At 45.4% G+C, this 25,452-nt stretch carries 24 protein-coding genes; all 24 read right to left on the reverse strand.

What is annotated here, in order from left to right:
* Positions 1-5 precede the first annotated feature (5 nt).
* The gene (locus tag E1919_RS03380; protein WP_162051925.1) at positions 6-1,490 is read right to left on the reverse strand and encodes an MBOAT family O-acyltransferase; all 1,485 of its coding nucleotides are present in this window, start codon (positions 1,488-1,490) and stop codon (positions 6-8) included.
* A 538-nt stretch (positions 1,491-2,028) separates the two neighbouring features.
* Positions 2,029-3,960 (reverse strand): polysaccharide biosynthesis protein, encoded by a 1,932-nt coding sequence (locus E1919_RS03385; RefSeq protein ID WP_162051926.1) that lies wholly within the window; start codon positions 3,958-3,960, stop codon positions 2,029-2,031.
* An 800-nt stretch (positions 3,961-4,760) separates the two neighbouring features.
* Entirely contained in the window at positions 4,761-5,684 is a 924-nt protein-coding gene (locus E1919_RS03390) for a GNAT family protein (protein WP_162051927.1), read from the reverse strand.
* A gap of 10 nt (positions 5,685-5,694) precedes the next feature.
* On the reverse strand, positions 5,695-6,705 hold the full coding sequence (locus E1919_RS03395) for a DUF2334 domain-containing protein (protein WP_162051928.1): 1,011 nt from the start codon (positions 6,703-6,705) through the stop codon (positions 5,695-5,697).
* A 35-nt stretch (positions 6,706-6,740) separates the two neighbouring features.
* Positions 6,741-7,892, reverse strand: coding sequence for a DegT/DnrJ/EryC1/StrS family aminotransferase (locus E1919_RS03400; RefSeq protein WP_162051929.1), 1,152 nt, complete (start codon positions 7,890-7,892; stop codon positions 6,741-6,743).
* A gap of 168 nt (positions 7,893-8,060) precedes the next feature.
* Entirely contained in the window at positions 8,061-8,675 is a 615-nt protein-coding gene (locus tag E1919_RS03405; protein WP_317168183.1) for a sugar transferase, read from the reverse strand.
* Positions 8,635-9,828 carry a glycosyltransferase family 4 protein gene (locus E1919_RS03410; RefSeq protein ID WP_162051931.1) on the reverse strand — a complete coding sequence of 398 codons (1,194 nt, stop codon included), beginning with the start codon at positions 9,826-9,828 and terminating at the stop codon, positions 8,635-8,637. Before E1919_RS03410 ends, E1919_RS03405 begins: the two co-directional genes overlap by 41 nt.
* Positions 9,825-10,814, reverse strand: coding sequence for a polysaccharide deacetylase family protein (locus E1919_RS03415; RefSeq protein ID WP_162051932.1), 990 nt, complete (start codon positions 10,812-10,814; stop codon positions 9,825-9,827). Before E1919_RS03415 ends, E1919_RS03410 begins: the two co-directional genes overlap by 4 nt.
* 25 nt (positions 10,815-10,839) lie before the next feature.
* Positions 10,840-11,970 (reverse strand): hypothetical protein, encoded by a 1,131-nt coding sequence (locus tag E1919_RS03420; protein ID WP_162051933.1) that lies wholly within the window; start codon positions 11,968-11,970, stop codon positions 10,840-10,842.
* A gap of 100 nt (positions 11,971-12,070) precedes the next feature.
* Positions 12,071-13,033 (reverse strand): GNAT family N-acetyltransferase, encoded by a 963-nt coding sequence (locus E1919_RS03425; RefSeq protein ID WP_162051934.1) that lies wholly within the window; start codon positions 13,031-13,033, stop codon positions 12,071-12,073.
* Between the two features lie 205 nt (positions 13,034-13,238).
* Entirely contained in the window at positions 13,239-14,483 is a 1,245-nt protein-coding gene (locus tag E1919_RS03430) for a glycosyltransferase (protein ID WP_237143977.1), read from the reverse strand.
* Positions 14,484-14,669: 186 nt separating this feature from the next.
* On the reverse strand, positions 14,670-14,846 hold the full coding sequence (locus tag E1919_RS03435; RefSeq protein ID WP_162051935.1) for a hypothetical protein: 177 nt from the start codon (positions 14,844-14,846) through the stop codon (positions 14,670-14,672).
* A gap of 18 nt (positions 14,847-14,864) precedes the next feature.
* Positions 14,865-14,990: a hypothetical protein gene (locus E1919_RS27880; protein WP_262888687.1), complete on the reverse strand. Its 126-nt coding sequence runs from the start codon at positions 14,988-14,990 to the stop codon at positions 14,865-14,867.
* A 138-nt stretch (positions 14,991-15,128) separates the two neighbouring features.
* Positions 15,129-16,235, reverse strand: a complete 1,107-nt coding sequence (locus E1919_RS03440; protein ID WP_162051936.1) for a glycosyltransferase — start codon at positions 16,233-16,235, stop codon at positions 15,129-15,131.
* Positions 16,236-17,114: a GNAT family N-acetyltransferase gene (locus E1919_RS03445; RefSeq protein ID WP_162051937.1), complete on the reverse strand. Its 879-nt coding sequence runs from the start codon at positions 17,112-17,114 to the stop codon at positions 16,236-16,238.
* A gap of 272 nt (positions 17,115-17,386) precedes the next feature.
* Positions 17,387-18,265 (reverse strand): GNAT family N-acetyltransferase, encoded by an 879-nt coding sequence (locus E1919_RS03450; RefSeq protein WP_162051938.1) that lies wholly within the window; start codon positions 18,263-18,265, stop codon positions 17,387-17,389.
* A complete protein-coding gene (locus tag E1919_RS03455; protein ID WP_162051939.1) occupies positions 18,265-19,407 on the reverse strand; it encodes a glycosyltransferase family 4 protein in 1,143 nt (380 codons plus the stop codon). Before E1919_RS03455 ends, E1919_RS03450 begins: the two co-directional genes overlap by 1 nt.
* Complete coding sequence (locus E1919_RS03460) at positions 19,404-20,300, reverse strand: polysaccharide deacetylase family protein (RefSeq protein ID WP_162051940.1); 897 nt, start codon at positions 20,298-20,300, stop codon at positions 19,404-19,406. Before E1919_RS03460 ends, E1919_RS03455 begins: the two co-directional genes overlap by 4 nt.
* A gap of 429 nt (positions 20,301-20,729) precedes the next feature.
* Positions 20,730-21,392, reverse strand: coding sequence for a NeuD/PglB/VioB family sugar acetyltransferase (locus E1919_RS03465; RefSeq protein ID WP_162051941.1), 663 nt, complete (start codon positions 21,390-21,392; stop codon positions 20,730-20,732).
* 292 nt (positions 21,393-21,684) lie between these two features.
* The gene (locus E1919_RS03470; protein WP_237143978.1) at positions 21,685-22,593 is read right to left on the reverse strand and encodes a glycosyltransferase; all 909 of its coding nucleotides are present in this window, start codon (positions 22,591-22,593) and stop codon (positions 21,685-21,687) included.
* Positions 22,594-22,676: 83 nt separating this feature from the next.
* Complete coding sequence (locus E1919_RS03475) at positions 22,677-23,243, reverse strand: acyltransferase (RefSeq protein WP_162051943.1); 567 nt, start codon at positions 23,241-23,243, stop codon at positions 22,677-22,679.
* Between the two features lie 3 nt (positions 23,244-23,246).
* The gene (locus E1919_RS03480; protein ID WP_162051944.1) at positions 23,247-23,648 is read right to left on the reverse strand and encodes a MaoC family dehydratase; all 402 of its coding nucleotides are present in this window, start codon (positions 23,646-23,648) and stop codon (positions 23,247-23,249) included.
* A gap of 146 nt (positions 23,649-23,794) precedes the next feature.
* A complete protein-coding gene (locus tag E1919_RS03485) occupies positions 23,795-24,667 on the reverse strand; it encodes a glycosyltransferase family 2 protein (protein WP_162051945.1) in 873 nt (290 codons plus the stop codon).
* A 38-nt stretch (positions 24,668-24,705) separates the two neighbouring features.
* Complete coding sequence (locus tag E1919_RS03490; RefSeq protein ID WP_162051946.1) at positions 24,706-25,290, reverse strand: acyltransferase; 585 nt, start codon at positions 25,288-25,290, stop codon at positions 24,706-24,708.
* Positions 25,291-25,452 lie beyond the last annotated feature (162 nt).

The following is a 25,452-nucleotide window of genomic DNA, read 5'->3' on the forward strand; positions in this document are numbered from 1 at the left end:
CGCACCTAGAATTGAAAGTAAATGAACTCATTCTGACCAAAAACGCCCATAAAAATGATGAGAGCGACTAGTATGTAATAGCCACTCCAGCGGATTAGAGGGTTATGGGAGAACATGAGCTGCAAGCCTTTGCTTTTTTGTTGAAGTTGTACCAGTTCAAGTATGCCTATAACGAAGAAAGCCGCTAACAACTTTGGTAGGGATTGCCCTAAGTACAGCCACTCTGTTCTCAAACCATCAATATTATATGTAATTACGTTAACCGACTCACTCAACCCGGATAGCATATGCGTACTAATGTACCAGGCATCGTTTATTGTATTCGCCCGGAAGAACACCCAGGCCAGGCATACCAGAGAAAAGGTTGTGCCAACCTGCAGCGCCTTATGTAGCCACGGCAGCCTCTTCAGCCCCAGTGTCTCCACCAAACTGTTACGTTGCTCCCTACTTACCTCCGCGAATACAAGGTAGACCCCGTGCAGCGCTCCCCATACAATAAAGGTCCAGTTTGCCCCATGCCACAGGCCACTTACTACAAATGTGATGAAGATATTATAATACCACCGCCACTTAAGAACACGGTTGCCCCCAAGCGGGATATAAAGATAATCACGAAACCAGGTCGAGAGCGAGATATGCCAGCGGCCCCAGAACTCCTTGATGGACCTGGCATGGTAGGGCGTTCGGAAATTTTCCATCAGCTTAAAACCCATTACATTTGCTGAGCCAATGGCAATGTCAGAGTACCCGGAAAAGTCGCAGTAGATTTGAAAGGCGAAGAACACTGTGGCCAGAATAAGCGGTATTCCTGCATACTCTTCAGGTGTGCTGTACACCTCGTTCACCATCGGGGCTAGCCGGTCAGCAATTACCATTTTTTTGAACAGGCCCCACGCCATGAGCCTGAGTCCGTTTGTTACACGCTGGTATTCGAAATCGTGTTTCTGCTTCAGTTGGTTTAAGAGGTTCTCAGCCCGCTCAATCGGCCCGGCTACCAGTTGCGGGAAAAAGGTTACGAAAAGAGCGAAGATACCCAGATGCCGCTCTGCCTTAGTCCGGCCATAGTATACATCTATACTATAGCTCATGGTTTGGAAAGTGTAAAAGGATATACCCATAGGCAGCAGGAGCTGAAAAGCCGGTGCTGCATAACTCACCCCCAACAGGTTAGCCAAGTCTTCTGCAGCAGAGCTGAAGAAGTTATAATATTTAAAGGTGAATAGTATTCCCAGGTTAGACAGAAGGCTTAGCCACAGCCAATACTTACGTTTGCCTCTCTCTTCGTCTGGGTAACGGTCCATCATCCGGCCGCATCCGTAGTCTATCAGCGTGGAGATAATGATAATAATAGTGTAATCTATTCGCCAGAACATGTAGAAAATGTAGCTGGCTATCAGCAGCAGCACCCATCGGAAGCGATACGGCAGCAGGAAGTAAAGCAAAAACACCGTCGGGAAAAAGACCAGGAACTCAAAGGAGTTAAACAGCATCGCTTCTCAGCATTAGATACAACCAGTTTATAAGCAATATCATAAGCTATACTTTTATAAATACATATTTAAACTTTGACCTTTAAAGTAAAGTAAGTAATAAATTTATAACAATGATTTAATTAAATGTAATAAAATCACTATTATGTAACAATAAGCATTTTGATTTTATCAGAAAAACTATCGTCAGCTTCTTTCAGCTCATTTCTACAGCTCAAAAAAAAATTAATCATGCTTTAGAAGCTGTTTTAAAACTCATTTGAGAGCCAGAAGTTATAGTCATGAAGGCCATTTCCACAGCATTTAACCAGTATTCTGAACTTGCTTTTCCCGCTTGTATAAGTTTTAAAACAGTTTCTTAAATGAAGTAAGTTTTAGCCAGAACTCAAATATGTAAGGCTGCGTCCCTTCGTCTACACAATTTGCAGACAGAAAAAGGAAAGCAGAACCTCCAAATGTCTATTACCTGCTAAAGCAAAAGAACCGCATAATTGGCGGTTCTTTTGCTTTAGCAGGTAATATGTAAACTGGTAAACTTTTAATTTATTTGCATATCCAGCTGCTCAAACCGGGAGTTGTTGCTAATATACTCTGGAACAATTTGCTTCATCTTCTTCACCACTTTCAGCTCTTCTTTGTTCTTGTTCAGCTTCAGCAACTCTTCAATATCGCTCACCACATCATCATACGAATAATCCCTTACTTTAGAAATCTTGATCTTGGAATGATGTGTCGGAATCGTCATTTCTTCTTCATTCAGCAGTTCTTCATACAGCTTCTCTCCTGGCCGCAGGCCTGTGAAGATGACATTAACATCTACATTCGGCACCAGTCCTGCCAGCTTGATCATCTTCGTGGCCAGGTCCACGATCTTAACAGGCTCACCCATGTCGAAGACAAATATCTCGCCTCCTTTACCCATTGTTCCTGCTTCCAGCACCAGCTGTACAGCCTCCGGTATGGTCATGAAATAACGGGTAATATCGGGGTGCGTTACTGTAACCGGCCCGCCCTTCTCAATCTGCGCACGGAAACGTGGAATAACAGATCCGTTAGACCCCAGTACATTACCAAAGCGGGTCGTAATAAACTTTGTTTGTGGTTCTGTACGGCGACCTGGCTTGTTGCCATTAATCTTGCTGCCGCTAATGTTATTCAGCGACTGTATGTAGATCTCGGCAATGCGCTTGGATGTACCCATTATGTTGGTCGGGTTTACCGCTTTATCTGTAGAGACCATGACAAACTTCTCCACATCAAAAGTAAGCGATAGATCAGCCACATTCTTTGTGCCTAATATATTTGTTAAAACAGCTTCGCAAGGGTTATTCTCCATCATCGGTACATGCTTGTAAGCTGCCGCATGATACACTATATCAGGCGCATAGTCTTTGAAGAGCGAATACATGCGGTTAAAGTTGGTTACATCGCAGATACAAACTGCCAGGTTTGCGTCAGGGAAAAGTTCTTTCACCTCCAGTTGCAGCTCATGCAGCGGAGATTCTGCCTGGTCGCATATTACCACCAACTCAGGATTATAGTTTAGCACCTGCCGCACAATCTCAGAGCCGATAGAGCCCGCGCCACCTGTAATGAGCACACGCTTGCCAATCAGGTCGCTGGCTACTTGCTTGTTCTCAATAACAATTGGTGGGCGCTGCAGCAAGTCCTCGATTTTAAGGTTTTTGATCTGCTTCATGCTCAGGTTACCGGACATCCATTGCTCTGTGGGTGGAACGGTCATTACTTTTATACCCAATTCAACGCACTTTTCAATCGACTTCTTCCGGAACTCTGACTTCAGGTCTTCATTAAAGACAAAGAGCTTATCTATGTTAAACTTGTTCTGCAGGTTCTCAATGTCATTCACATGGTACACCCTTTTCTGGTGAATGTCTTTGTCTATTTTGTGCGGGTCGTCATCCACGAAACCAACAATAGTGAAACAGCCGGAAGTGCTTGCCTCCAGTGCCTGCTTTAGCAAAATAGAGTAACCGTCTGCACCGTATATGAGTACTGTCTCTTTGCGTCCGGCAGTGCCTTTCCTGATGTATAAAAACAGCGCCTTCGCTCCTAATCTCACCAAAATAAGCAAGGTAGAGGCAATAAAGAAGTTCAGCAGCAACACCAGGTAAATATTAACGGAATCGATGTTATGCACCGGCGCAAGCCAAAGTGCCACAAACACGGCATACGCAACGCTACAAATAAGGACCGCTGAGAAAATACGGTAAATGTCATGTATGCTGGAATACCTGATCAGCCCGGTATGCACGCGCATTGAGTAAAAGGTAGTCAGAGAAATAACAAAGAAAAGACCTATGTAAACTAAGAAATGGCCTCTTAGAATTTCTGTAAACTCAAATTGCCTGACTACAAAAAAAGACAAGGCAAAAGACCAGCTCATTATCAGCTGGTCAATTATTAAAACCATCCACTTAGGGAGGAACTTATTAAGTAATATCTTCATAACACCATCTCATCTCATTTTATACTACTATGTTTTAGTATAAAATCACCATATAAGGATTACTAACTTCTCAGCAGAAAGAACTGCTATAGTAAAAGCTAAGCTTATATATGTACAATTGTAACCGTTTTTAATATAAAGTGGAATAACTCTATATGATTTTACAAATATCAATTATTTCAGCTTCTGGAGCCGTGATAGTTAGAACGACAGGAAAAACAAATGGTTATACTGATTTCACAGAATATTGATTTTATTATAATACACGCACTTTTTATCTGTTTATGTATAACAAAAAGAAGCGTTAGCATAATGAATGCCTTTACAAATCAATGGCAACTCACTTTCATTGACTTAGTCGAAAAATGAAGATGAAAGCGTTTTATCTTTCAGTTTTAAAAGAGAAGCTAATCAACTCTGCTTTAGAGGAAGCAAATGCAATATTAGCCAACAGCACCTGTCTTGAATTAACCAGTTAAGACTGCTTAGGTGGAGCTTTTGGGGTGGCGTCGCGAGTTGTTTAAAAAGTAAACGACATAAATAGCTGCTTCTGCTGCTTTGCAACTCTATACTCTTATTGTCTCTAACAGAAATTAGAATAAGCACACTAATTACCAGGACACACGAAAATATCCTATAATATAATCGCATTGTTTACATACAGAGCGGATGTTTCTTTGTCAGTTTAAATTAAATCTGTTATAGCTTCAGTTGATTTTGCCTGAACTTACATTTATGCTGCTCCAACAGCAAGCATTGATTTAATAGATCTGTACGGAGCAATGTACTTTAAGAGTCTCCTACATTTTGTCTCCCATACGAATGTTTACCTGCATCAGCTGAGCATCAATCTCAGTACCTGCCGCGGGAGCCGTAGCCAGAATGGTAAAATACCCTTTCATGTTTTCAAACCCAAGATTTTCACATACATCTATCGTTTCTTTTTCTGTAGAGAAAAGAAACAGCTTCTTAGACCTGTCCTTTAAAGCCCAATTGGTTAATGCTTTCACAAGGTGTTCGAATTCGCCTAAATTCTCATAGGTTAAAAGTAAGACCTTCACTGCATTGTATGTTTCCTCTATAAGCGCATAGTTAGCTCCTATTTTCAGAATCTCAGGTTTCTTAGGGCTATTTATATACTGTTGGTTAAACTCCTCCTTTGTATAATCAAAACTAATACTGCCCTTCTGCAGAGTTTTAAATCTGTTGTATATAGCAGCTATTGTTTCCTTATCCTCATCTTTTATCACCTCTATTGCAGAGGTATCGGCCTTAGCATAAGGTTCCTCCGGAGAGAACAAATGGCTGGTAGGCACAAGCATGGATCCTGCACTAGCCAGCCTTCTGAAACTGGCATTTTGCTCCGTCACAAAAGCAGTGAGGTACGGGACGTTCTTCGTATGGGCAATCTCCTGTGATAAAGCTATTATTTTACTGAAGCATCCTTTACCTCTTGCTTTTGGCAATGTCCAGGAGCCTGTCATGATAGCGATATCTATGGACTTGCCACTTGGAGTTGACAACTTTCTGTACGTAACCCCTGAGCCTGCAATAACTTCGTCCTCCTCGTTCTTCAGGATCATGATGTCTGAGGCATTGTCTCCTACTTGTCGGTTAAAAACCCAGTTATACAGTTCCTCCTGCCCCCAATGATTAAAGCACTCGTTTAAATACTTTATATACTCAGACTGATAGTTCTCAGGGTTTACTATAACATTCTCCATTTACGTTTACTTAATTTTTGGTAGTAATATGATTTGTTATTTCTCCCATTGATGTCCACCACAAATCATCCCCGTATTTCTGTTCAAGGGAAGTGAGCAGTACATCGAGGTAGTTCATATACGTCTGGTCAACCCCATCTAGGGCCACATGGCCAAAAGCAGACTTGATGATATGCGCTTTGATTGACAGTAATCCACCATTTTCTATGATCTGTGTAGCTCTTTCGAACTTTGATGTAGCCTGAAAGTTGGAGGGGATATGCACCAGCCGGTTATCTTTTATCAGAGCAGGGTACAGTAAGGGAACACCTTTTATCCCACTCATGTTGGTTACGGCATCCTTTGAAATATCCGTGAAAATATCCCTGGCAGATGCTACGAACTTAATATCGTGCGCTATTAACTGGTTGAGGAGGTTATCAGGGGCGTTCCAGCCGGGTGGGCAAATTCCTTTTACGTACTTTATGTTCGACTTATCAAATATGGAGATCATTTCACTCAGGATCTTCCTGAACTCCTTCTCTGACTGATTTTGGAATTCAACGGGTATGATGGGGCCCTTGTGGCAGTGGTACAAGCCATGCAGGGCTATCTCCATCCGCTCTGTGCTATTCAGGAAGTTAACAAATTCCGGATGACGGTCGAGCTGCATGGTACCCTTTTTCCATCGCTCGGCAAGAAAGACCTTGTTTCTGACATAAGGTATGGAAGCAAGAAATTTTCGGGTCGGAACGGGAGACAGCTCTCTCCAGTCTGCCGTGGTAAAAAGCGTTACTTTTAGCTTCGGGTGCCGGTCGAGCAGCCATTTTACTAAACCCAAGCTTCCTTTCTCTAAATCGCCGCCAGCCTCATAGCCATCTGAACTTTTAGCGGGGTGGATATCATCTATCGTGAAACACACTGCAGCTTTCTTTCCTTCCGGCAACCAGTCTAGTATGTTTCCTTTTGCAGTTTCCTTTATTTCAGGCACTAAATCTATCATGCTTCTATTGATATTGATTTCAGCTGTCTGTTTATGCATCAAACGGCAAGACAGCTTTCGGGGTTATTGGTGGTTTAAGAAGCGGCCACCCGCACAGTCTCCTGAAGTTGCTGCACCACCCGCTCCAGATCTTCATCTGTTAGATTGGAACCGGAAGGCAGGCACAGGCCGTTTTCGAACAACTTCTCACTTGTGCCGTCTCCATAAAAAGGAGCTCCCTCGAATACGGGCTGTAAGTGCATCGGTTTCCAGAGGGGCCTCGACTCAATGTTGTCTTTTTCCAGCCCCAGCAGGATAGTTTCCCTGGAGACACCACCTTCTGCCTCGTCATCTATCAGCACCGTGCTTAACCATCGGTTCGTTACATAATCTGAGTCGGGCTCTGCAATGAAACGGATAAAGGGATAAGCAGCAAGTGCCTTCTGATAGAACATATAGTTACTCCGCCTTTTCTCTACGCGTGCCGGCAATACCTCCATCTGCCCACGGCCAATGGCAGCACACACATTACTCATTCTATAATTATAGCCAATCTGCGAGTGCTGGTAGTGCGGAGCCGGGTCACGTGCCTGTGTGGCAAGAAAGCGGGCTTTACTGATCCACTCTTCGTTATGAGATACCAAAGCACCGCCACCTGAAGTAGTAATAATTTTGTTCCCGTTAAATGATAGGATGCTCATTGCGCCAAAGGTGCCTAACTTTTGCCCCTTATAAGAAGCCCCTAAGGCTTCTGCGGCATCTTCCACTACAGGTATCTCGTAGCGGTTCGCAATTTCCATGATGCGGTCCATCTGGGCAGGCATACCGTAAAGGTGCACTACGATGATGGCTTTCGGCTTTTTACCCGTCTCCTCAATCCGGTCTAAGATAGCGGCCTCCAGGTACCTGGGCGACATGTTCCAGGTTTGCTCTTCGCTGTCCACAAACACGGGTGTGGCTCCCTGGTAAGCAATGGGATTGGCAGAGGCGGAGAAGGTCATCGACTGGCAGATCACCTCGTCACCGGCCTGTACGCCGAGTATGATCAGCGCTAAATGCAGCGCAGCAGTACCAGCACTCAGGGCTGCTACGTGTACATCCTCGCCCAAATAAGAGGCTAAGTCTTTTTCAAAGCCATTTACATGTGGGCCAAGCGGCGCTATCCAGTTTGTATCGAAAGCCTCTTTTACATATTTAAATTCACTTTCGCCCATGTGCGGCGAAGAGAGCCATATTTTCTCACTCATATAAAATTATTTATGGATACTACTATGCGATGAAGCTAAACAGCCAGCGGTTAGAAGGCACGGCAGAGGCAGAAGGGGTACGTGTGCTACTCGTGCCGCTTTTTAGGTTTAGCTTATAAGCTATATATGTAAGGCGCTGCCACAGAAAATAGGTAATCCTTACACAGCTTAGGAGTTCCCTGTGAACGGTTGCATTGTTGCAGTCCCTTCGGCACTTATACCTTCTGACTTAACCACTTTATAAACAGTCAGGAAAAGTATTTTCAAATCCAGCAGAAAAGATATATTATCCACATACCACACATCATAACTGAACTTCTCACTCCAACTGAGGGAGTTCCGGCCCTTCACTTGTGTCCATCCTGTTATGCCCGGCTTTACATCGTGCCTTCTGCGCTGCTCCCTGTTATACAGTGGCAGATACGCCACCACTAGAGGGCGTGGCCCCACCAGCGACATATCTCCTTTTATAACGTTAAGCAGCTGAGGGATCTCATCCAGGGAAGTCTTGCGCAGGAACTTGCCGACAGTAGTTAAGCGCTTCTCGTCAGACAGCAGGTTGCCTTGCGCGTCTGTACGGTCATTCATAGTCTTAAACTTGATTACCCTGAACACTTTGCCGTGTTTGCCCGGCCGTGGCTGCACAAAAATTGGGTTGCCTCGGTTAACGATAAACAACAGCAGTGCGATCACCAGAAAGACAGGCAGCAGCAGGATAAAAGCCACTGTGCTTACAATCAAATCAAACACGCGCTTCAGAAAGTTTTGATACAACAACCTCATGCTCTTTCAGGTGCTCTTGATATTCTTTTAATAATAATTTCCATAATGCCCGCTGATTATAGCGCTCCTTAATCATACGTCGGGCATTCGCCTTCAGGTTACTGTACAATTCCTTGTCTTCTACCAAACGCTCCATCGCCTCCTGCAGCTCTGCTGTCTTTTTAGGCGGCACGATCAGGCCATTCTGCCCCTGCAGTATAACCTCGTTGCAGCCGTTTATGTCTGTCACGACGCTGGGCAGCTCAAAGCAGCCAGCCTGCATGGGCACGTTTGGCAAACCTTCGCGGTAAGACGGGAAAGCCAGGGCATGGCTCAGCGCCAGGTACACCCGCACATCATCCTGCCAGCCCACCGACAGAATACCGGGGTTCTGCGCGATCTCCTGCAGGGTACTCTCCGGCAAGGGGTCCAGGTCCTGCTCCAAGGGCCCAACCAGCAACAGCTTTACGTTCGGGTGTTTCGCTTGCATCTGTTTGAAAGCAGTAACAAGCTCGCGTATTCCCTTGTCTTTTACAAGACGCCCGATAAAGACAAAGACGAAGTCGTCAGAATTGAGACCTAGTTCCTCTCTCGTAGCCTGCAATTGGGTTGGGTCCATCTGCTCATAGCTAAAGTATTCAGTATCTATCCCGTTGCTGCTCCCGTTCCCGATCACCTTCACCTTGTCGGGCTCACAGAAGCCTTTTTTTATAATAAAATCTTTCAGAACAAGCGAGTTGGGATACACTTTGGTGGCACAGGCATATGTTAGCTTTTCCACCTGCTCCATCAAGAAATACATGCCCCCTTTCATTTCCATCAGGGGCATACCGGCTACCGTGTGCAAACGGATCGGAACGCCAGCCAGCCAGCCGCCCAGCATAGCTACGATACCTGCTTTGGGTGTATGCGAATGTATGATGGTAGGCCGGTGCTGCCGGCATAGTTTATAGAACTGCCACAAAGCCAACAAGTCTTTTACAGGGGATACTTTTCTGGTAAGAGGCAGCGCTACATGCGGGGAGTCCTGCTCTGCTTTCAGTGCCTCTACTTCCGGGCCTCCAGCCGATATCATCAGCGGCTGAAACCCATGGGACTTCATATACGGCAACTGTCCTGTTATAAGCTTTTGTAAAGAGGCCGGTATGGTTGTTACACGGAATAATTTTATCATGAAGCTGCCTGTTCTTTTGTATAGGTGTAGATGTCTGTCATATGCATGCTCTCCATCTTATACTGCTTTTCAAGTATTTTAAAATGTGCTACTATGGTTTTCAGGTCCGCCATACTCCTTTCCGGGTTATCACCAAAGTTGTGCGGATGCCACCACAGATGGTAGCATGAATTGGTTTTAGCTGCAACTGTCATTTCGTTCAGCACCCTTTTAAGGCGTAGCTGGTTCAGGAAATTTCCCGAATGCACGGGCCGCAGCAACCTGCTGGCCGGAATCGACAGCGGCATCCCATCTTGTAAAACCAGGGATGACAGCTTAAAAGAGGTCTTTTGGCTTAGAGGGGTATAGCAATCCCCGGCGCGGAACACTTTTCGCAGCAGGTTATCTTTAACACCCTGCTTCCACCACCAGTCTACGGGGTTCGCGCGAACTGTTTTTACGCCTTCTTCAAAACATACGCTTAAATACGGCTCGTTATACTGGTTTCTGGGAAACACAAGAGACTGAAGCGAGATGTTATCTCTTTCGGCGATACGTTTGGCAGCTTGCAGGTCACTTTTGAACTGCGCCACTGTCTGCCCTTCTTCACGGCAGTAATAGTGGCTGAAGGTATGTGTCCCTACTTCCTGGCAGGGCGTGTCGCGGATAGCCTTCACCAGGTCCGGGGCAAAGAAGTAGCGGCTCACTTGGCCGTTCTCCATCGCAAAGTCCTTGTCAAGCCGGTAAGCAGAGAGCTTCTTGTTTGTATAGTCTGGGAGCGCTGCCGGTGTAAAAGAACGCCAGTCATCCCAGTCTGCTGCCATCAGCATGCCTACAGTTGCCCAGCTTGCATGTACGTTGTTCTGCTTAAACAGCGACAGGATCTGTGGGATAACCTGCCGTGTATTATCGAAATATGTGTAACGGCTTTCTAAGGGTACTTTATCAAAAATCCCCCAGTAAAGCTCAAAATCAAGGGAAATGGTAAATACAGGTATATCTTTCATCTTTGCTGATGTTGTATACGGAGCACTACGCTACCTGTTGCTCATTTAGGGCTAGTTGCTCTTGTAGCTTCATCTCTTGTAATTTCTTCTCCTTTAACATCTTTCGTTTATATATCATTTTCCGCCTCTTATACTCCATAAAAGAAATAATCACAAAGAAGAGGAAATACATTACCTGGCTTTTCTGCCGGATCACAATACCCAGGTTACCCATTACAAAAGACAGGGCTACAGACGAGGAAAGAAACGTTACCAAACTCATTTTAACCAATGAGGAAGATCTCTTCAGAAACGGGATAAAGTCTTTGTCAAGTAGTTGTGCGGTCAGGTACAGGTAGAAAACGTTCTCGATAGAGACATAAAAGCCCAGCGGGTTACCCACATCGAAAAACAAGGGGCGGAACCAGAACGTGAAAAGCTTGAGTGGTAGCGGGTAACTGTCAATGTCTACCCCTGAGCCACCCTCTTCCAGGCGGTCTGACTGTTCTGAGGTATAGGTCTCAAAGCTGCTCAATACGTTGTCTTCATTAAGACCCGCAAAGGCTACCACCTGATCATAAAGCACCACACCTCCTATTATAAAGCCTACACAAACAACAGCTTTCTGATAGAAGGGCACGTTTTTTCGTCCGGTAAAATAACCGACGGCAGCACCTAACGCTAAAAACAGGAACACGTGCGGCCTGACGAAGTAAACAATAAAAGAACCAGCAAGCAATGTCAGCAGTCGCTTCTGAGGTTCTTTCAAAGCGTAAGCAAACATCGCTATACCTACAAAGACAACAGCTCCCTTACCCAGCGAGGATGTCCAGTAGTGCATGTTAGGTAGGAAGAGAAGCAGCGTGACCAGCTTGTAGCCCATTATTTTTACAGGAACTTTTAAGTTTTCCTCGAAAAAAGCATAGAAGTACAGAAAGCCTATGTACCCAAACCATGCAAACAGCACCATCGCCACTGCATAGTTAAGGCCTAAGACGTTGGTAAACGGGTACGCCAGAAAATACATGAAACTGGTACCAGCCTCAAAAAGACTGAACCAGGACTGGGTATAGGTAGAAGATACGCCGAAATACTTTTTTGAGTCAGAGGGGTTGAAGGAAGCGACAATATAATATATCATCCAAAACAGCATGTGGTACAGATAAAGCCAGTTCATCAAACTAGTTGACAGAACCCGGTGCTTATTCTTAAAGTACCTGATGATCGGTTGGTTAACGAAGTATAATACGATTAATAGAAATATTGCTGCTGCCATACTAAAATAACTCCATGTCCCCTATCGAATATCCCCAGCTGTTCACGTTCTGCAGGTCTTTGAACGCTGCCTCGGGTAATGTCAGGTTGCGGAGCGTAACGATGGGCCCTCTGGCAACAACTGGCAGCAACCCCATGCCCGGGAAAGTATCGCGCAGCAGCTCATATTGCCGGCCTGATGCAGACACAAGGAAGCAGCCTTTAGAAGCGTCCTGCAGTTGGTCCTGCAACTGTGCCCGCGCCGCGCCATCGAAATCCCAGGGTTTGGTAAGAAGGTCTAATATTCTGAACTCAAGGCCAAAGCTGTGCTCCTTGAAGCGGTAAAACAAAGCATAGGAAGCATAGTCAGTCAGGAAGTAGTTATCAAAAAGGGGAATATCCTTGTACCGCCACCGGATATACTCCGGGCTGAGCACGGTGTGCAGACGGCCCGACGAAGCCACGGGGTTGCGCAGGTGCGGTAGCAGCTCGTCTAGCTTTTCCCAATCCTGTGCCGGTATGCCGGGCAGTTTGGTGTTTTTATAAGCCAGTGGGTTTATCTTCAGCTTTAAAGGCATGCGCCCTTTCTCCACCCAACCCATTTTTAAGTAGCCGGGTTTACTGTTCTCGTTTGGTGTGTTGTACACAAAACTTACCCCTGCGGCCTTTGCATCCTCCACACTCTGAAGCGTTAGCTTTTTAAAGATGCCTTTGCCCTGGAAATCAGGATGGGTGGACGTATCCACAGCCCTAACCGCCTCATGCTGCACACCATTGTGCAGCCATTGCCATTTCAGGAAGGCCCTTACCCCTACTATCCGCCCATCTTCCTCTGCCACCAGGACAGGAGAAGCGCCATGCGGATTGTCAACATGTTTCCATTTCCACAGTTCTACTGATTTCGGAACCAGGCTATCACCTAAGGATGCTTTTAAAAGATCAACGACAGCAGGTAAATCTGCCTCTTGTCCTTTTCGTATCTTCATATGTAAAGTATGTATGCTATTTTTTTGCAGCCCTTTACTACAGAGCTTATAATAAATTATTTCCTTTGAGCATGCTTTCAGAGATTTCTGCTAAAACTCTGTTTTAACTCAAAATGAGTAATACCAGAAACTGACATCCCTCACTTTGCCTTTTAAATCAGAAATGAAAATTTTCAAACCACCCAAACTTTGGAGGAAAATCGTTTTAAACTGTTTGCTGGTTTTCGTTAGGGCTACGCAGGGCCATGTAAAGTTGTTCCAACTGCCCCACCATCTTATCAATGCTAAAATCCTGCTGTACTCGCCACCTCGCGCCTTCTGACAGTAACTGCCGCTTGGATGGATTCTGAAAAAGCTCTACCGCGAAACCTGCCAAGACCATATAGTCATCTACTTCGCAGAGATATCCGCTCTTGTCATGCTCCACTAACTCATTTATACCGCCGGCTGTAGTACTTATTACAGCACAGGAGCAACTCATGGCTTCCAAAAGGGCAATAGGCAGCCCCTCGAAAATAGAAGACATCATATAAACATCCATTGCGCTGAAGTAAGGCTTTACTTTTGTTATTAGGCCTGGCATATGCACACGTCCTTCTAAGCCCAATGCGTTTCTTTTCTGAACAAGCTCTTCTCTTAAAAGACCGTCACCTACGATTATGAAATGTGCTTCCGGAACCTGTTTCAAAATTTCAGCGGCAATCTCCAGCCAGAGATCCAGCCGCTTTTGAAACCGGAATACTGCCACTGTTCCAACTACCGGGGCATTCGCTGGTATACCCAGTTCTTCTCTTATCTCTAAGCCTCCTGCTATGTCTCTTGTAAAGAACGTGGTGTTTACCCCATTTAATATGGTTGTGAGGTAAACTTGTGAACGACTCAGTTTAAGCGTCGACACCCTTTCCTGCACCATTATTCCACCGTCCTCTACAGTCTCTCCTTGGGAGCTATCTAAAGAAAGGGACGTAAAATCAATGTCAGGGGCATTTTTCCTGATGGACTCTTCTACATCTCCGGAAACGGCTATCGCCACATTTTGCCACTTAAAAGTCAGCTTGTTTAACCAAAATGTTATCTTATGATAGCGTTCCCACTTGTTATGCTCTGTATATACTACGGGTACATTTGTGAGCCGCCCCACTATTCTGGCCACAATGCCAGCCCAGGGCAGATGGCTGTGGATCATCTGTATCTGGTGCTGCCGCACGTATTGGCAGATGCTCCTTATCTTTGTCAGCATCTGCAGGGTACCATTCGCTTCGAAGCAAACCGTCTTCACGCCCTGCGCCTTCAGGGCTGGCACCATCTGGTCTTTCCAGGGCAGGAAGTAAGCATAATGAAATTCGAATTCTGACTGGTTGTGCAGTTTTAGGGTTTCCGGCAGCAGCATTTCTGCACCACCTCTGCCAAGTGACTTAATAAGGTGTAGGACTTTTAGTTTATCCTGCATGTGAGTCTATCGTTTTACTTGATTTTTTTATGCCTTGTCAGGTCTAGCGCAGCAACCTGGCAGCATTTTACTTTAATTTAATGTACTTACTGCCAATTGCACCCAACCCTTCAGGAGCTTTTATATGCTGGACCTGGTGCGCTTCTATACTAACATGCGCCTATAGGTTCCATTCCTGTTCTCATTTTATTGCGCTGTGGCTGTAGGCGTTCGCTTTACATTCAGTAGAGTATACTCCTTTGGCAACCGGTGTATAAGTACTGCTATAGTTGAACTTGCCATGTCCGGGCCTGAAAGTAATCTGCGTCCTCCGGCAAAGGAGAACTCTTTCACAAGGTAGTCCACATCATGAACAACAGCCATAGGAACTAGTACGCCCCACTACCCGGGTTGGTTGTGGGGCGCGAAGGCTTTGCGTCTCAGGTAAGGGAGAGCAACGGTTTGCGCATCTTTAGCATGCATAAGCGTCTTCCGGCTGGAGTCGAAGGGGGTAAGAACATCGTCCATTAACCAGTTACAATCTATGCAGCAAGATGCGGCCATTTCTCAGAAAATAAATTTAGGGGGAAACAACTCTGCAATACTGGACATCAATAACTGAAAAGCTTATGCAGGTTACAGGTGGCGCTGTACCCTTGCTTATGTTTACTTAGACAAAGAGTGGTACAGGTCGATAAAGCTCTTGGCGTTCTTGTCCGGGTTATATTCTGAGGTTACCAGACGGTAAGCTCCATTCCCCAGCCTCTCCCGCTCAGCTTGGTCATTTAAGAGGCTGCTAATTTTTTCTGCAAAAAGTTGTACATCGTGCTCCGGCACCAGAACTCCTGTTTCACCGTCTACCACTACTTCGCCCACACCGCCAACGTTTACGGCTACCGCTGGCACTTTCTGTGCTCCCGCTTCTAAAATAACGCCTGGAACCCCTTCTACTGTACTGCTCAGCACAAACAGGTCTGCCGCCGCCAACATCTGCTGCACTTGGCTCCTGAAGCCCGCAAAATAGACCGTGTCATCAAGGCCAGCCTGCACAGCCTCTTTTTGAATGGTTTCAGCTAAAACACCCTCCCCTACCATTACAAGCTTTATCTTTGGGTCCTGCCTCTTTAGCATTTTAAGTACCTCCAGTAAGAAGCGGTGATTTTTTTCCGGCGAGAAGTTTCCCACATGCATGATGATATGACTCTCCAGGGGCAAGTTGAACATGGCGCACAGTGCTTGCTTGGCTTCCTGTTTGTCTACCTGCTCCATGGGTATACCCCTTCTCGTTACAGAGGCCTGCTTTGCCGGATACGCCAAAGTGTGTACAAAGTCGTTTTTGGCTTCTTCTCCGACAGAACTGACGTGTTGCACCTGGGTAAAAAGCTTTTTGTAGAGCATAAGCTTCAGCTGGCTGTTCCCAAACCAGGTGCTTACAATACTGATGTTACGATACACGATTGGTAAACCAGGAAAGTATACCCGCAGGGCTACAGCATATTTGAGTGTGTCAGAGCCATTGGCCTGTACCACTGCGGGCTTTTCACGCTTCACAAGTTCTTTCAGGCGCTTTAGGGTTTGCAGCGAGAACAAGACTTTCTTCCCGTTTAAATCCACGTTCTTTGCCCCTGAAACCTCAAGCGGGTTTTCAGGGGCATTGTAAAGGCCTGCAAACACTACTTCAACATTATTTCTTATTAATTCTTTACTAAGATTGGCCGCAAAAACCTCTGCGCCACGGTACTGGCGCTTTGTAACAAGTTGTAATATTTTCATCTATATTATAGCTTCCAAGTCGCCGGGGGAGAACTTCCAGGGTACTTCCCGAAAAGCTTCCGGCCCTTTGTAAACGACGAAACTACTTCCTCGGTTAATTTTTGTGATGCCTGCCGTTGAAAACACCGTAGGATACTCTGTACAATGGCAAATGAACACGTTCATCTTTTTGGCCAGAGACCTGAGCAGGATAGGAAATACGTCAAGGTGACCATAGAAGTCTGCAACAGCTATTATCTTCACCCCTTTCACTTTCAGCATCTGGTAGACGATGAAGGTACTGTTGTCATCTACCAGGCTCACTATTTCGTACTTTTTGTCTTTGTACCGCCACTTATAGAACTCTTCTGTCTTGTCTGTCTCAACCAGTTTATGGTTACCGGCAGGGGCAAATAAGAACGAATCGAAGTTATTGTGCTGCCTTACCTGTAAACTAATTCTATAATGGTTTATCAAAAAATAGCTGTGCGGGATAGGCTTGTGCAGTTGCTGCCATCCCATTTTCAGCAAGCCGGGCAGGCTGTTGTTATTTGGCGTATTAAAAATGGCGTGTGAATCATCTGCATTAGCATCTGACAAACCAAAAGCAGTCAATTGTTTGAAAACCCCTTTCAGGCGATGTTCCGGGTGGGTTGCCGTATCAACCGGTCTAAGTGCTTTTACGGCTTTCCCTTCATACGTAAGCTTCCAATTCATAAAGAGCCTGATCCCAGCTACTCTTTCTTTGTCTATGGCTACATAGCCACGCGACTTTCCAAAGGGATTGTCAAGGTGTTTCCACCGGAACCATTCTTCACCTTTCGGGTTTTTAAGTGAAATGGATAAAAGCTGCAATACTCCCTCCAAATCTTTTTCTAATTCAAATGCTCGAATTTCCATAGCTCCTCATTTAGATGCACGAATGAATTTCACTAATGTAGCGTTAGCGCCTGTTTACATTACATCCTTTGCCAGAGCAGCTTCTACTCTCGTTTGCTTTCCGATAAAACAGTATTATAGCTAGAAGGGTACAGGATTGTCTTCGCCACTTAGTATTATGACGAAAATAATAAAAAGTATAAAATATAACAACTATACCTCTATAAGAATATGAAATAATTAAGTTTAATTGTCTTATAACACTTTCATCAGCTTCTGGATTTCTGCTTTAACTACAATACTCCCTCGAGATCTCCGGGCGAGAACTTCCAGGGTGATTCCAGATAAACTGTTGGCCCTTTGTAAACCACCAGGCTACTTCCTCTTTTAACTTTTGTTATGCCTGCCGTTGAGAACACTGTTGGGTACTCCAGGCAATGACATATGTATACATTTAGCTTTTTAGCCAAGGACCTGATCAAGATTTGAAATAAAGCTGCATCACCGTAAAAGTCTGTCACTGATAAAACTCTTACTCCTTTCACTTTCAGCATCTGATAGACGATGAAGGTATTGTGGTTATCCACCAGGCTGGCTATTTCGTACCTTTTATCTTTGTACCGCCACTTGTAGAATTCCTGTGTCTTTTCTGTCTCTACAAAGCTGCTGCTGTCGGTTGAGGCAAACTGGAATGAATCAAAGTTATTGTGCTGTCTTACCTGTAAACAGGTTCTGAAATGATTTACTAAAAAATAGCTATGCGGGATGGGCTCATGCAGCTGTTGCCATCCCATTTTGAGGTATCCGGGTAAGCTGTTACTGTTGGGCGTGTTAAAAATGAGATGGGTGTTATCTGCGTTGGCAACAGAGAGCCCATGCAGTGTCAGCTTCTTAAATATGCCTTTACCGCGGGCATCAGGGTGCGTGGCTGTGTCTACAGGCCGTAGGGCTTTTATCTTTTTCCCATTATAGTTCAGGTTCCACCTCAGGAACAGCCTTACCCCCACCACTTTTCCTTCATCCACCGCCACAAAGCCAGGAGATTCTCCAAAAGGGTTCTCGACGTGCTTCCAATAATACCAGTCTTTATCGCCGGGGTTTGTTAACGACAGGGCGAGGAGCTCCAGTACCTCATCCAGGTCTTTCTCCTTTTCTAGTGCTCTTATTTCCATCAGTATGCGCTAACAGATGAATACATGGACAACATTTGGCTGTAGATATCTTCCTGCCGGAACGCTTCAAGGTACCTGGCAATACTATACTGTGAAAGTCGGGCCCTTAAAGTCTCATCCGCCATCATTCGCTGCATGGCCTTCGCTAGATCCTGACTATTGCCTGTTTCCACAAACAAAGCCCCCTCTTCGCTTCCTATCACCTCTTTGAGCACGGGCAGATCAGAGCATATGACTGGCAAACCAGCTGCTAAAGCTTCTACCAGTGCCCCGCCCAAACCTTCATAATAAGATGGAAAGGCAAAGGCATCTGCGGCTACCAGTATTTCTTCCACATCGCTCCTGAAACCCAGGAAGCTAACATAGGCCGAAAGATCATGCGCTTGTACAAACCGCTTCAGTTCATTGCTTTTGGAGCCCTCCCGCCCTAAAAAAATAAGTTTTGCCGCCACAGGGCCATTACTTTCCTTCACAAGCTTATTTATTGCCTGCAGCAGCAGGATATGCCCTTTGGCAAACTCCTGCCTGCCAACCGAGACAAACACAAAGTCATTTCCAAACTTCAGCCTTTCCCTGATGGCCGCTCTGGAATCCCTGTGCCTGTTCTCGCCACGGCCCCTGTACACTAGAAAGCTTTGGTCTTTCTTTATGTTGAACATGGGTCTGTAATGCTCCAGCACCGTTGTGGTAATGGCATGGTAGTGAGACTGCGACAGGCGGGCAGTCAGCATATCTGCCAACTGCACGATCTTGAACTTGTACCTGGGCAGGCCCGCATGCTTTATCCTTATTTCAGAATAGGGAGTGTTCACCAAGCTCTGGATCACCTTTTGCCGGGGCAAGAAGAACTTCACGACTCTTATCAGTACATTGGAATCAAAGAGAACGGAATGCACAATGTCAGGCCGTTCTGCTTTGAGCAGCTTTCTGAGCGCAAATACCCTCTTTACAAAATTGGAGGCTCTTAAATGGATAACCCTTATACCAGCATCTTTTATCTCCTCCTCTATGCTGATAGGCTTTTTGTGCAGGTAGATGATAGTAACCTGGTGCCCGTGCTTCAGCGCATACTTTGCAGTTTCTGCTGTAGAGCGCTCTGCCCCTCCTGCGCCAAGCGTATTTATGAGATAAAAAATTTTCATGAACGTGTTCTTGAGATATAACCATGTAACCCTGAAACCTTGACTTTGAACTCCGCCAACGGATCGTAGGTGTTTACTTTTATTCTGGATATTCTAAGTGGCGAAATGGAGGCATCATTTATATGATGATCGAAAAGAAAAGCCGCTTTGATCTGATGCTCTTTTAGAATATGCTCGCGGGTGGCATCATAGTTCCCGTTAGGGTAGGCAAACCACTGATAGCCCGGGAGGTTCTCCATCTTAAAGAAAGCCTCTGTCAGTTCAAACTCCTTCTCCCATTCCTCGTCGGTTAGCTGATCGAACATAGGGTGCGTGTGGCTATGATTTCCCATCGTGATGTGGTGCCCACTCAGTTCTTCAAGTTGTTTCCTGCTTAGCTGCTCCTGCCGAAACCCAGGAATGTGCTCCTGCATCTTATCCAGGGCCGCCAGCCGCTCCTTGTTGGGGATGCGCTTCAGCTCATTTTTCTTAGCTAAGCTAATGTTTGCCTCACCCCTGCTGCCATAATACTCCTGCACCGTGTTCCACCAAAAAGGGGTGTCCGTGCCGATTAGTCCAGTGATGATAAACAGCAACGCTGGTACCTTGTATTTCTTAAAGAGCGGCAGGCCATGGGTGTACATAGACATGTCGCCGTCATCGAAAGTAATCAGCAAGGGGCGGTCTGGCAGCTTTTTGCCTTTCTCCATATGATCAATCAGGTCATAAACAGAGATAAGGTTATAGTGGCGCTTTAAGTAAACCAGTTGCTTTTCAAAGGCAGCTGGGTCTGGAATAGTGTGATAGGCTAATACCCTAAGGTTATCGCGCTTATAAAACCTTCTGAAAAGTGGTTGCAGTACATTGAGTGTACCATACAGGCTATTTCTAATCGCTTCTTTATTCAATCTCATTTAATGATGTGGAACAATATTCAGAACTGATCAGGTAGTTTAAGCACCTTCCTCTCTTTTAAGGCAGGTGTAAGAACAGATCATACAGGCCAGCACTTTGCGTTTTCAGGGGCGTGTATTTTAATACAGCGCCTGGCATATGCTTCCTGGCCTTCTAATGCACGTAACGACTTATGGCAGCTTATGGTTGTTCCTGCTCCTTTGGCTCTCTGTCAGCTTTTGGTCGCTATAGCTGTTCCGGTGCCATCTCTTGCTGGCGCCTCCCTTAGAGCATGTTTAAAATTCATCCTTTGCGCTGCAAGCCGCCCCTAAAGGAACATGACTTCATAGTTTTCTCGCTCCATAGCGCTGCTATGAAGCTCCAAAACCGTTTCGACAGAACCCTTTATGGTCAATTTTCGCTTACAAAAACAAAATTTAAACATGCTCTTAGAGGTACACTTCATTTAAAGCTCTTTCTCTGATAACTTTTGCCGGAGAGCCAAACGCCAGTACGCCATCTCCTATAGAGCGGGTAACAAGGCTCCCAGCGCCTACGAGGGTGTTATGACCAATGTGTAGTTTATTTACGATAGTGACTGACATACTTATTGCCGTGGTATTGCCAACCACTACTTTTCCACCGAGTGCGGAGTTCATGGCCACACTGGAAAAGCTCCCGACCTGGCAGTCATGCCCCAGCACGGCATAGATGCCAATCCAAGCGCCATCTTCCATCACTGCACTCGGCTCGAGATACGCGCCTCCCATTACTACCACTCCCTTCCCTAATTTTACATCAGCCTGAATGTGTGCAGTAGGATCTACTGTCGTGACAAATTCCAGGTCTGCGAGAATGTCCCTGTGCTGATCGTGCATTTTCCGCCTTACATAGTTATCTCCTATCGCTATGATATAGCCTTTGATTTTTTGGCTGGCAATCTCGCTCTTAAGCTCTTCCAGTTCGCAGAACACATCATACCCGCAAACAGAGGTTCTTTCAGGCAGCGTTGGGTCGAATAGAAATTTAATGTTATACTTCTTCTCTTTATGTATAATGTTGATAACACACTGTGCATGCGAGGAAGCCCCCCATAAAAATATATCAGTCATCGTCCTGTTCTTTAAGGTCTTTGATACATGCAGGTACTTGTTTTTCTATACTCCTGTACTGCAATGGCACTGAACCCAGTTAAGGTACTTCTCCGGATGGTTCCGCCTTATAAGGCAGCTGCAATGGATTTGCCTGTTTGCCAGGTGTAGCAGTGGCACGGGCTTTTGCGCGGTAAAAAAGTTTGTAAAAACTTCTGGAATAATTCATTGCGCCTTTGCTTCGTATTCTCCACGCGCAGGTTCAGTAAATGACATGGAAGGTATCTCCGTTTTTACAAAAACCTCTTCCGCTTTATCCAATGGCTTTTATGCTCTTAGACCCAATGTAAGGTTCTTTGAATTTAGCTCCTGATCTGCTTTCAAACATGAACTGCAAAGCTTTCAGCAATCCAAAGCGTTTCCTGATAACAGAGGCGCTTCCGTTTCGCTTCTTCTTCAGGAAAGCGGAGGTTTCTTGCTTAAATTTGTTCTGAGAATATGCATTGAATAAACCAATGAATTTAGCTGTCTCGTAGTAGTGGTTCGCTACTTTCTCGTAGCCCATTTTGGTTTTTGAGGTGGTAAAGGAGTTGGGCACCATGGTCCGGTATACGCACATGGGTTCGTCTATATAGCCAAAATCGCCCTTGCTGGCGCAGATAAATTTCAAGAAAATATCCCCGATGGGAGCCTGGTAGTACCATTGCGGCAAAGCCTTCAGTATATCGGCACGCACCAGGATGGCAGGTGTTCTCACATCAGAAGCTCCTGTGTCTAACAGTTCCCGCGCATTCACTCTGCCTTTCTCTGACCCAATGTCACATCGCCTAACACTTATAGGAGCGTCTGAACCTTCCTGCACAATCTCAGCGGCATGAAAACAAAGGGAGCAGTCGGGATTGGCTTCCATAAAGTCTACCTGCATTTGCAGTTTGCGGGAGTCTGTCCAGTAATCATCTCCCTCGCAGAGGGCAATATACTTGCCGGTGCACTGCTGCACGGCAAACTGGAAGTTAGGCATCATTCCTAAGTTGCCTTTATGGCTGAAGTACCTGATGCTGTTCCCTTTCGGGTGATTCTGAAGGTAGTCTTCTACAACGCTATCTGTATTATCAGGGGAGCAGTCATTCGCTATTACCAGTTCGTACCCGAAGTCAGTCTCCTGCATAAGCACCCCCTCTACTGCATCACGAATATAATTTTCGTGGTTATAAGTGATCATACATACGCTCACTAGTAAACTACTCCGCATTCGAAATCTTTGTTTATAGTTGGTTTTTTCCTTTTTTAACAGGTTATGAGGCACTACTGAGACTCCCGCAGGAGCTCCTTTTCTTTTTCTATAAACCCATCTTTTCGATCCTTCATCGGTTTCGCCGGCACGCCGGACACAATCTTCATCTCCTCCACGTTTCTTGAGACAAGCGAGAAAGCTGCAACTGCCGAACCATACCCTATTGTTACATCTGGCAAAATAGCGCTGCCTACACCCACAATGACATGTTTTTCAAGTGTTACCTTACCACTGTGTACGTCTGTAAACTTTTTCGGCACACATGGGTTTGTCATCGACGCGCCACTGTAGTCGTCACTGCTGGAATATATGGCTACCTTAGACGAGAGGCCGGAGAAATCCTGCAACTCTATGAGGGCCTCTCCTATCAGGGAGCAGTAGGGTGCAATGTGAACATACCGTCCGATTCTGATTCCTTCGCTTCCAGCTGAAAGCAGGCAGAAATCATCTATCCGGGAGTTATCTCCTATCTCGATGTTGGCGGCATTGAATATGGAGCATTTGTCTGATATGCGAACGTTCTTGCCAACGCTTTTGAAACCAACTTTATGCAGGTCTTCTTCTGATAAAAAAGCCATAGTCTATAGAAGTTTTATGATTGCTGTACCATCTATTACAATAGTACCTGATGTATTGAAACATTGGGTAGAAAGCTCCACGATACGTTTCTCCTCCTTCACGTTTACAACTTTAGCCACACACCTAATCTCGTCTCCGTGGTAAACAGGATGCTTAAAGGAAAGCGTCTGGTTCAGGTAAATGGAGCCGGGCCCCGGTAACTTAGCAGCCACAAGTTCCGATATCTGGGAAGCCACAAACATGCCGTGTACAATGCGTTGCTTAAAAATAGAGCCCGCAGCAAATTCCTCATCCAGGTGCACAGGGTTCTTATCGCCTGAAATATTGGCAAAGGCCGTGACATCCTCTGAAGAGTAGGTTCTTGTACTTTCGGCTTCCTGTCCTGTTACGGGTAGTTCTTTCATAGTATATTTTGTTTATGATTATGCTGTTATTTATCTATGTTGGGTTATGATTGTTGTGCTGATCCAGGCCTGAGCTGTACAGAAGCACGAACTGAACCTGCAGTGCACATAAAAAAGCACTGAACACAGCAATCCATACATCCTACTTATAATTGAATATAGTTGTTTCTGCTCTCCCACAAAAACTTTAGTGTTTTAACCGGTCCAAACCGTTTCATAATAGCGGCTGCACTTCCCTTTTTCTTGCTTCTCAAAAAAGAATCGGCCTCCTGCTTATACCTTCCGCCAGAATACACATTGAACGAGTTGACATAGTCAGCAGTGTCATGATAGTGCTTCACTATATGCCTATATGGCATCGTAGCCTTTTTAGAAGTAAAGGAACCTGGCACCATTGCCCGGTACACCCCCATGGGCTCATCTATATAGCCGAAGTCGCCTTTGCTGGCGCAGATAAACTTTAAAGGAATGTCTCCGATGGGGGCATCATAGTACCACTTCGGCAAGTTTTTCACTATTTCGGAGGGCAAGACAAAAGAAGCTAACTTTGCAACAGGTGCCCCTGTTTTTAGCAGTTTCTGCGGGTTAAACTTGCCGGTTCCCTGCGCAGCCGCATACCGCATCACCCGGCTCTGCTCAACCTTTCCACTGCAGGACTTTACTTCAATGGCATGGAAACAAAGGGAGCAGTCAGGATTTTTTTCCAGGAAATCCACCTGCTTCTGAAGTTTATGCGGGTCTGTCCAGTAATCGTCTCCTTCACACACTGCGACGTACTTGCCCCTAGCTTCAGGCCACACATAATGCGGAAAGGCCCTTATACCTTTAGAATACTGATTTTCGGTTTGATAAATCGTTTTAATACGTGCGTCATCTGCAGCATACTTCCTTATGATGTCAGCGGTTCTGTCTGTTGAAGCATCATCATGAATAATCACCTCAAACGGAAAACTTGTTTCCTGCATCAGAACACCTTCGATAGCATCCTGAATATAGTTTTCGTGGTTGTAGGTGATCATGCATACACTTACGAAAGGAATACGATGCATCAATTGAACTACTGGTTATCGAATTTCAGGTTATACTTACTCATGAACTCCTTTTCCTTTTGAGCAAACCCGTCTTTTCGCTTTTTAAGGAACTTTGCCGGCACCCCTGACACAATTGCCATCTCCTCCACATCCCTTGAAACGAGAGAAAAGGCTGCCACTGCAGCACCATACCCGATGGTGACATTTGGCAGAATAACACAATCTGCACCAACAATTACGTGCTTTTCGAATATCACCTTACCATGTGTTACGTTTGTAAATTCCTGAGGTACGCGGGGGTTAGTCATAAACTCACCGCTGTAGTCATCATTACTGGAATAGACTGAACCTTTTGACGCAAGGCCGGAGAAGTCCTTAAACTCTATCAGTTCCTTGCCAACTATAGAACAGTAAGTGGCAATGTGCACGTAATTCCCTATCTTAATACCTCCGGTGCCTGCCGACAGAAAAGAGAAATCGTCGATTCGGGAGTTGTCTCCTATCTCGATGTTACCGGGGTTGTAGATCGAACATTTGTCCGACAGCTGCACGTCTTTGCCCAAGTGCTTGAAGCCAATTTTCTGTAGTTCTTCTTCCGATAGAAAACCCATATTTTTTATAAAATTTAATAATTTAACTGTTGTTTGTAATTACCATGCCTGAAGCGTTTATGCACCAGGCGAAGTAATCCCCAGCGTGCCTGGCGCTCATAACATACACCTACAAAAATGCTGTGCAAGATATATTATACGCTAATTAAGCGCACGTCTATG

The organism is Pontibacter pamirensis (assembly GCF_010015475.1).
GTDB classification, from domain to species: Bacteria; Bacteroidota; Bacteroidia; order Cytophagales; family Hymenobacteraceae; genus Pontibacter; species Pontibacter pamirensis.

Coding starts and splice junctions, on each gene's coding strand:
- E1919_RS03440 (WP_162051936.1), bottom strand. CDS start 16,235: ATGAAAATATTACAACTTGTTACAAAGCGCCAGTACCGTGGCGCAGAG.
- E1919_RS27880 (WP_262888687.1), bottom strand. CDS start 14,990: ATGGACGATGTTCTTACCCCCTTCGACTCCAGCCGGAAGACGCTTATG.
- E1919_RS03400 (WP_162051929.1), bottom strand. CDS start 7,892: ATGAGTGAGAAAATATGGCTCTCTTCGCCGCACATGGGCGAAAGTGAA.
- E1919_RS03385 (WP_162051926.1), bottom strand. CDS start 3,960: ATGAAGATATTACTTAATAAGTTCCTCCCTAAGTGGATGGTTTTAATA.
- E1919_RS03380 (WP_162051925.1), bottom strand. CDS start 1,490: ATGCTGTTTAACTCCTTTGAGTTCCTGGTCTTTTTCCCGACGGTGTTT.
- E1919_RS03450 (WP_162051938.1), bottom strand. CDS start 18,265: ATGGAAATAAGAGCACTAGAAAAGGAGAAAGACCTGGATGAGGTACTG.
- E1919_RS03405 (WP_317168183.1), bottom strand. CDS start 8,675: ATGAGGTTGTTGTATCAAAACTTTCTGAAGCGCGTGTTTGATTTGATT.
- E1919_RS03455 (WP_162051939.1), bottom strand. CDS start 19,407: ATGAAAATTTTTTATCTCATAAATACGCTTGGCGCAGGAGGGGCAGAG.
- E1919_RS03420 (WP_162051933.1), bottom strand. CDS start 11,970: ATGAACTGGCTTTATCTGTACCACATGCTGTTTTGGATGATATATTAT.
- E1919_RS03410 (WP_162051931.1), bottom strand. CDS start 9,828: ATGATAAAATTATTCCGTGTAACAACCATACCGGCCTCTTTACAAAAG.
- E1919_RS03445 (WP_162051937.1), bottom strand. CDS start 17,114: ATGGAAATTCGAGCATTTGAATTAGAAAAAGATTTGGAGGGAGTATTG.
- E1919_RS03475 (WP_162051943.1), bottom strand. CDS start 23,243: ATGGCTTTTTTATCAGAAGAAGACCTGCATAAAGTTGGTTTCAAAAGC.
- E1919_RS03425 (WP_162051934.1), bottom strand. CDS start 13,033: ATGAAGATACGAAAAGGACAAGAGGCAGATTTACCTGCTGTCGTTGAT.
- E1919_RS03435 (WP_162051935.1), bottom strand. CDS start 14,846: ATGGCTGTTGTTCATGATGTGGACTACCTTGTGAAAGAGTTCTCCTTT.
- E1919_RS03390 (WP_162051927.1), bottom strand. CDS start 5,684: ATGGAGAATGTTATAGTAAACCCTGAGAACTATCAGTCTGAGTATATA.
- E1919_RS03480 (WP_162051944.1), bottom strand. CDS start 23,648: ATGAAAGAACTACCCGTAACAGGACAGGAAGCCGAAAGTACAAGAACC.
- E1919_RS03490 (WP_162051946.1), bottom strand. CDS start 25,290: ATGGGTTTTCTATCGGAAGAAGAACTACAGAAAATTGGCTTCAAGCAC.
- E1919_RS03460 (WP_162051940.1), bottom strand. CDS start 20,300: ATGAGATTGAATAAAGAAGCGATTAGAAATAGCCTGTATGGTACACTC.
- E1919_RS03430 (WP_237143977.1), bottom strand. CDS start 14,483: ATGCAGGATAAACTAAAAGTCCTACACCTTATTAAGTCACTTGGCAGA.
- E1919_RS03470 (WP_237143978.1), bottom strand. CDS start 22,593: ATGATCACTTATAACCACGAAAATTATATTCGTGATGCAGTAGAGGGG.
- E1919_RS03395 (WP_162051928.1), bottom strand. CDS start 6,705: ATGCATAAACAGACAGCTGAAATCAATATCAATAGAAGCATGATAGAT.
- E1919_RS03415 (WP_162051932.1), bottom strand. CDS start 10,814: ATGAAAGATATACCTGTATTTACCATTTCCCTTGATTTTGAGCTTTAC.
- E1919_RS03485 (WP_162051945.1), bottom strand. CDS start 24,667: ATGATCACCTACAACCACGAAAACTATATTCAGGATGCTATCGAAGGT.
- E1919_RS03465 (WP_162051941.1), bottom strand. CDS start 21,392: ATGACTGATATATTTTTATGGGGGGCTTCCTCGCATGCACAGTGTGTT.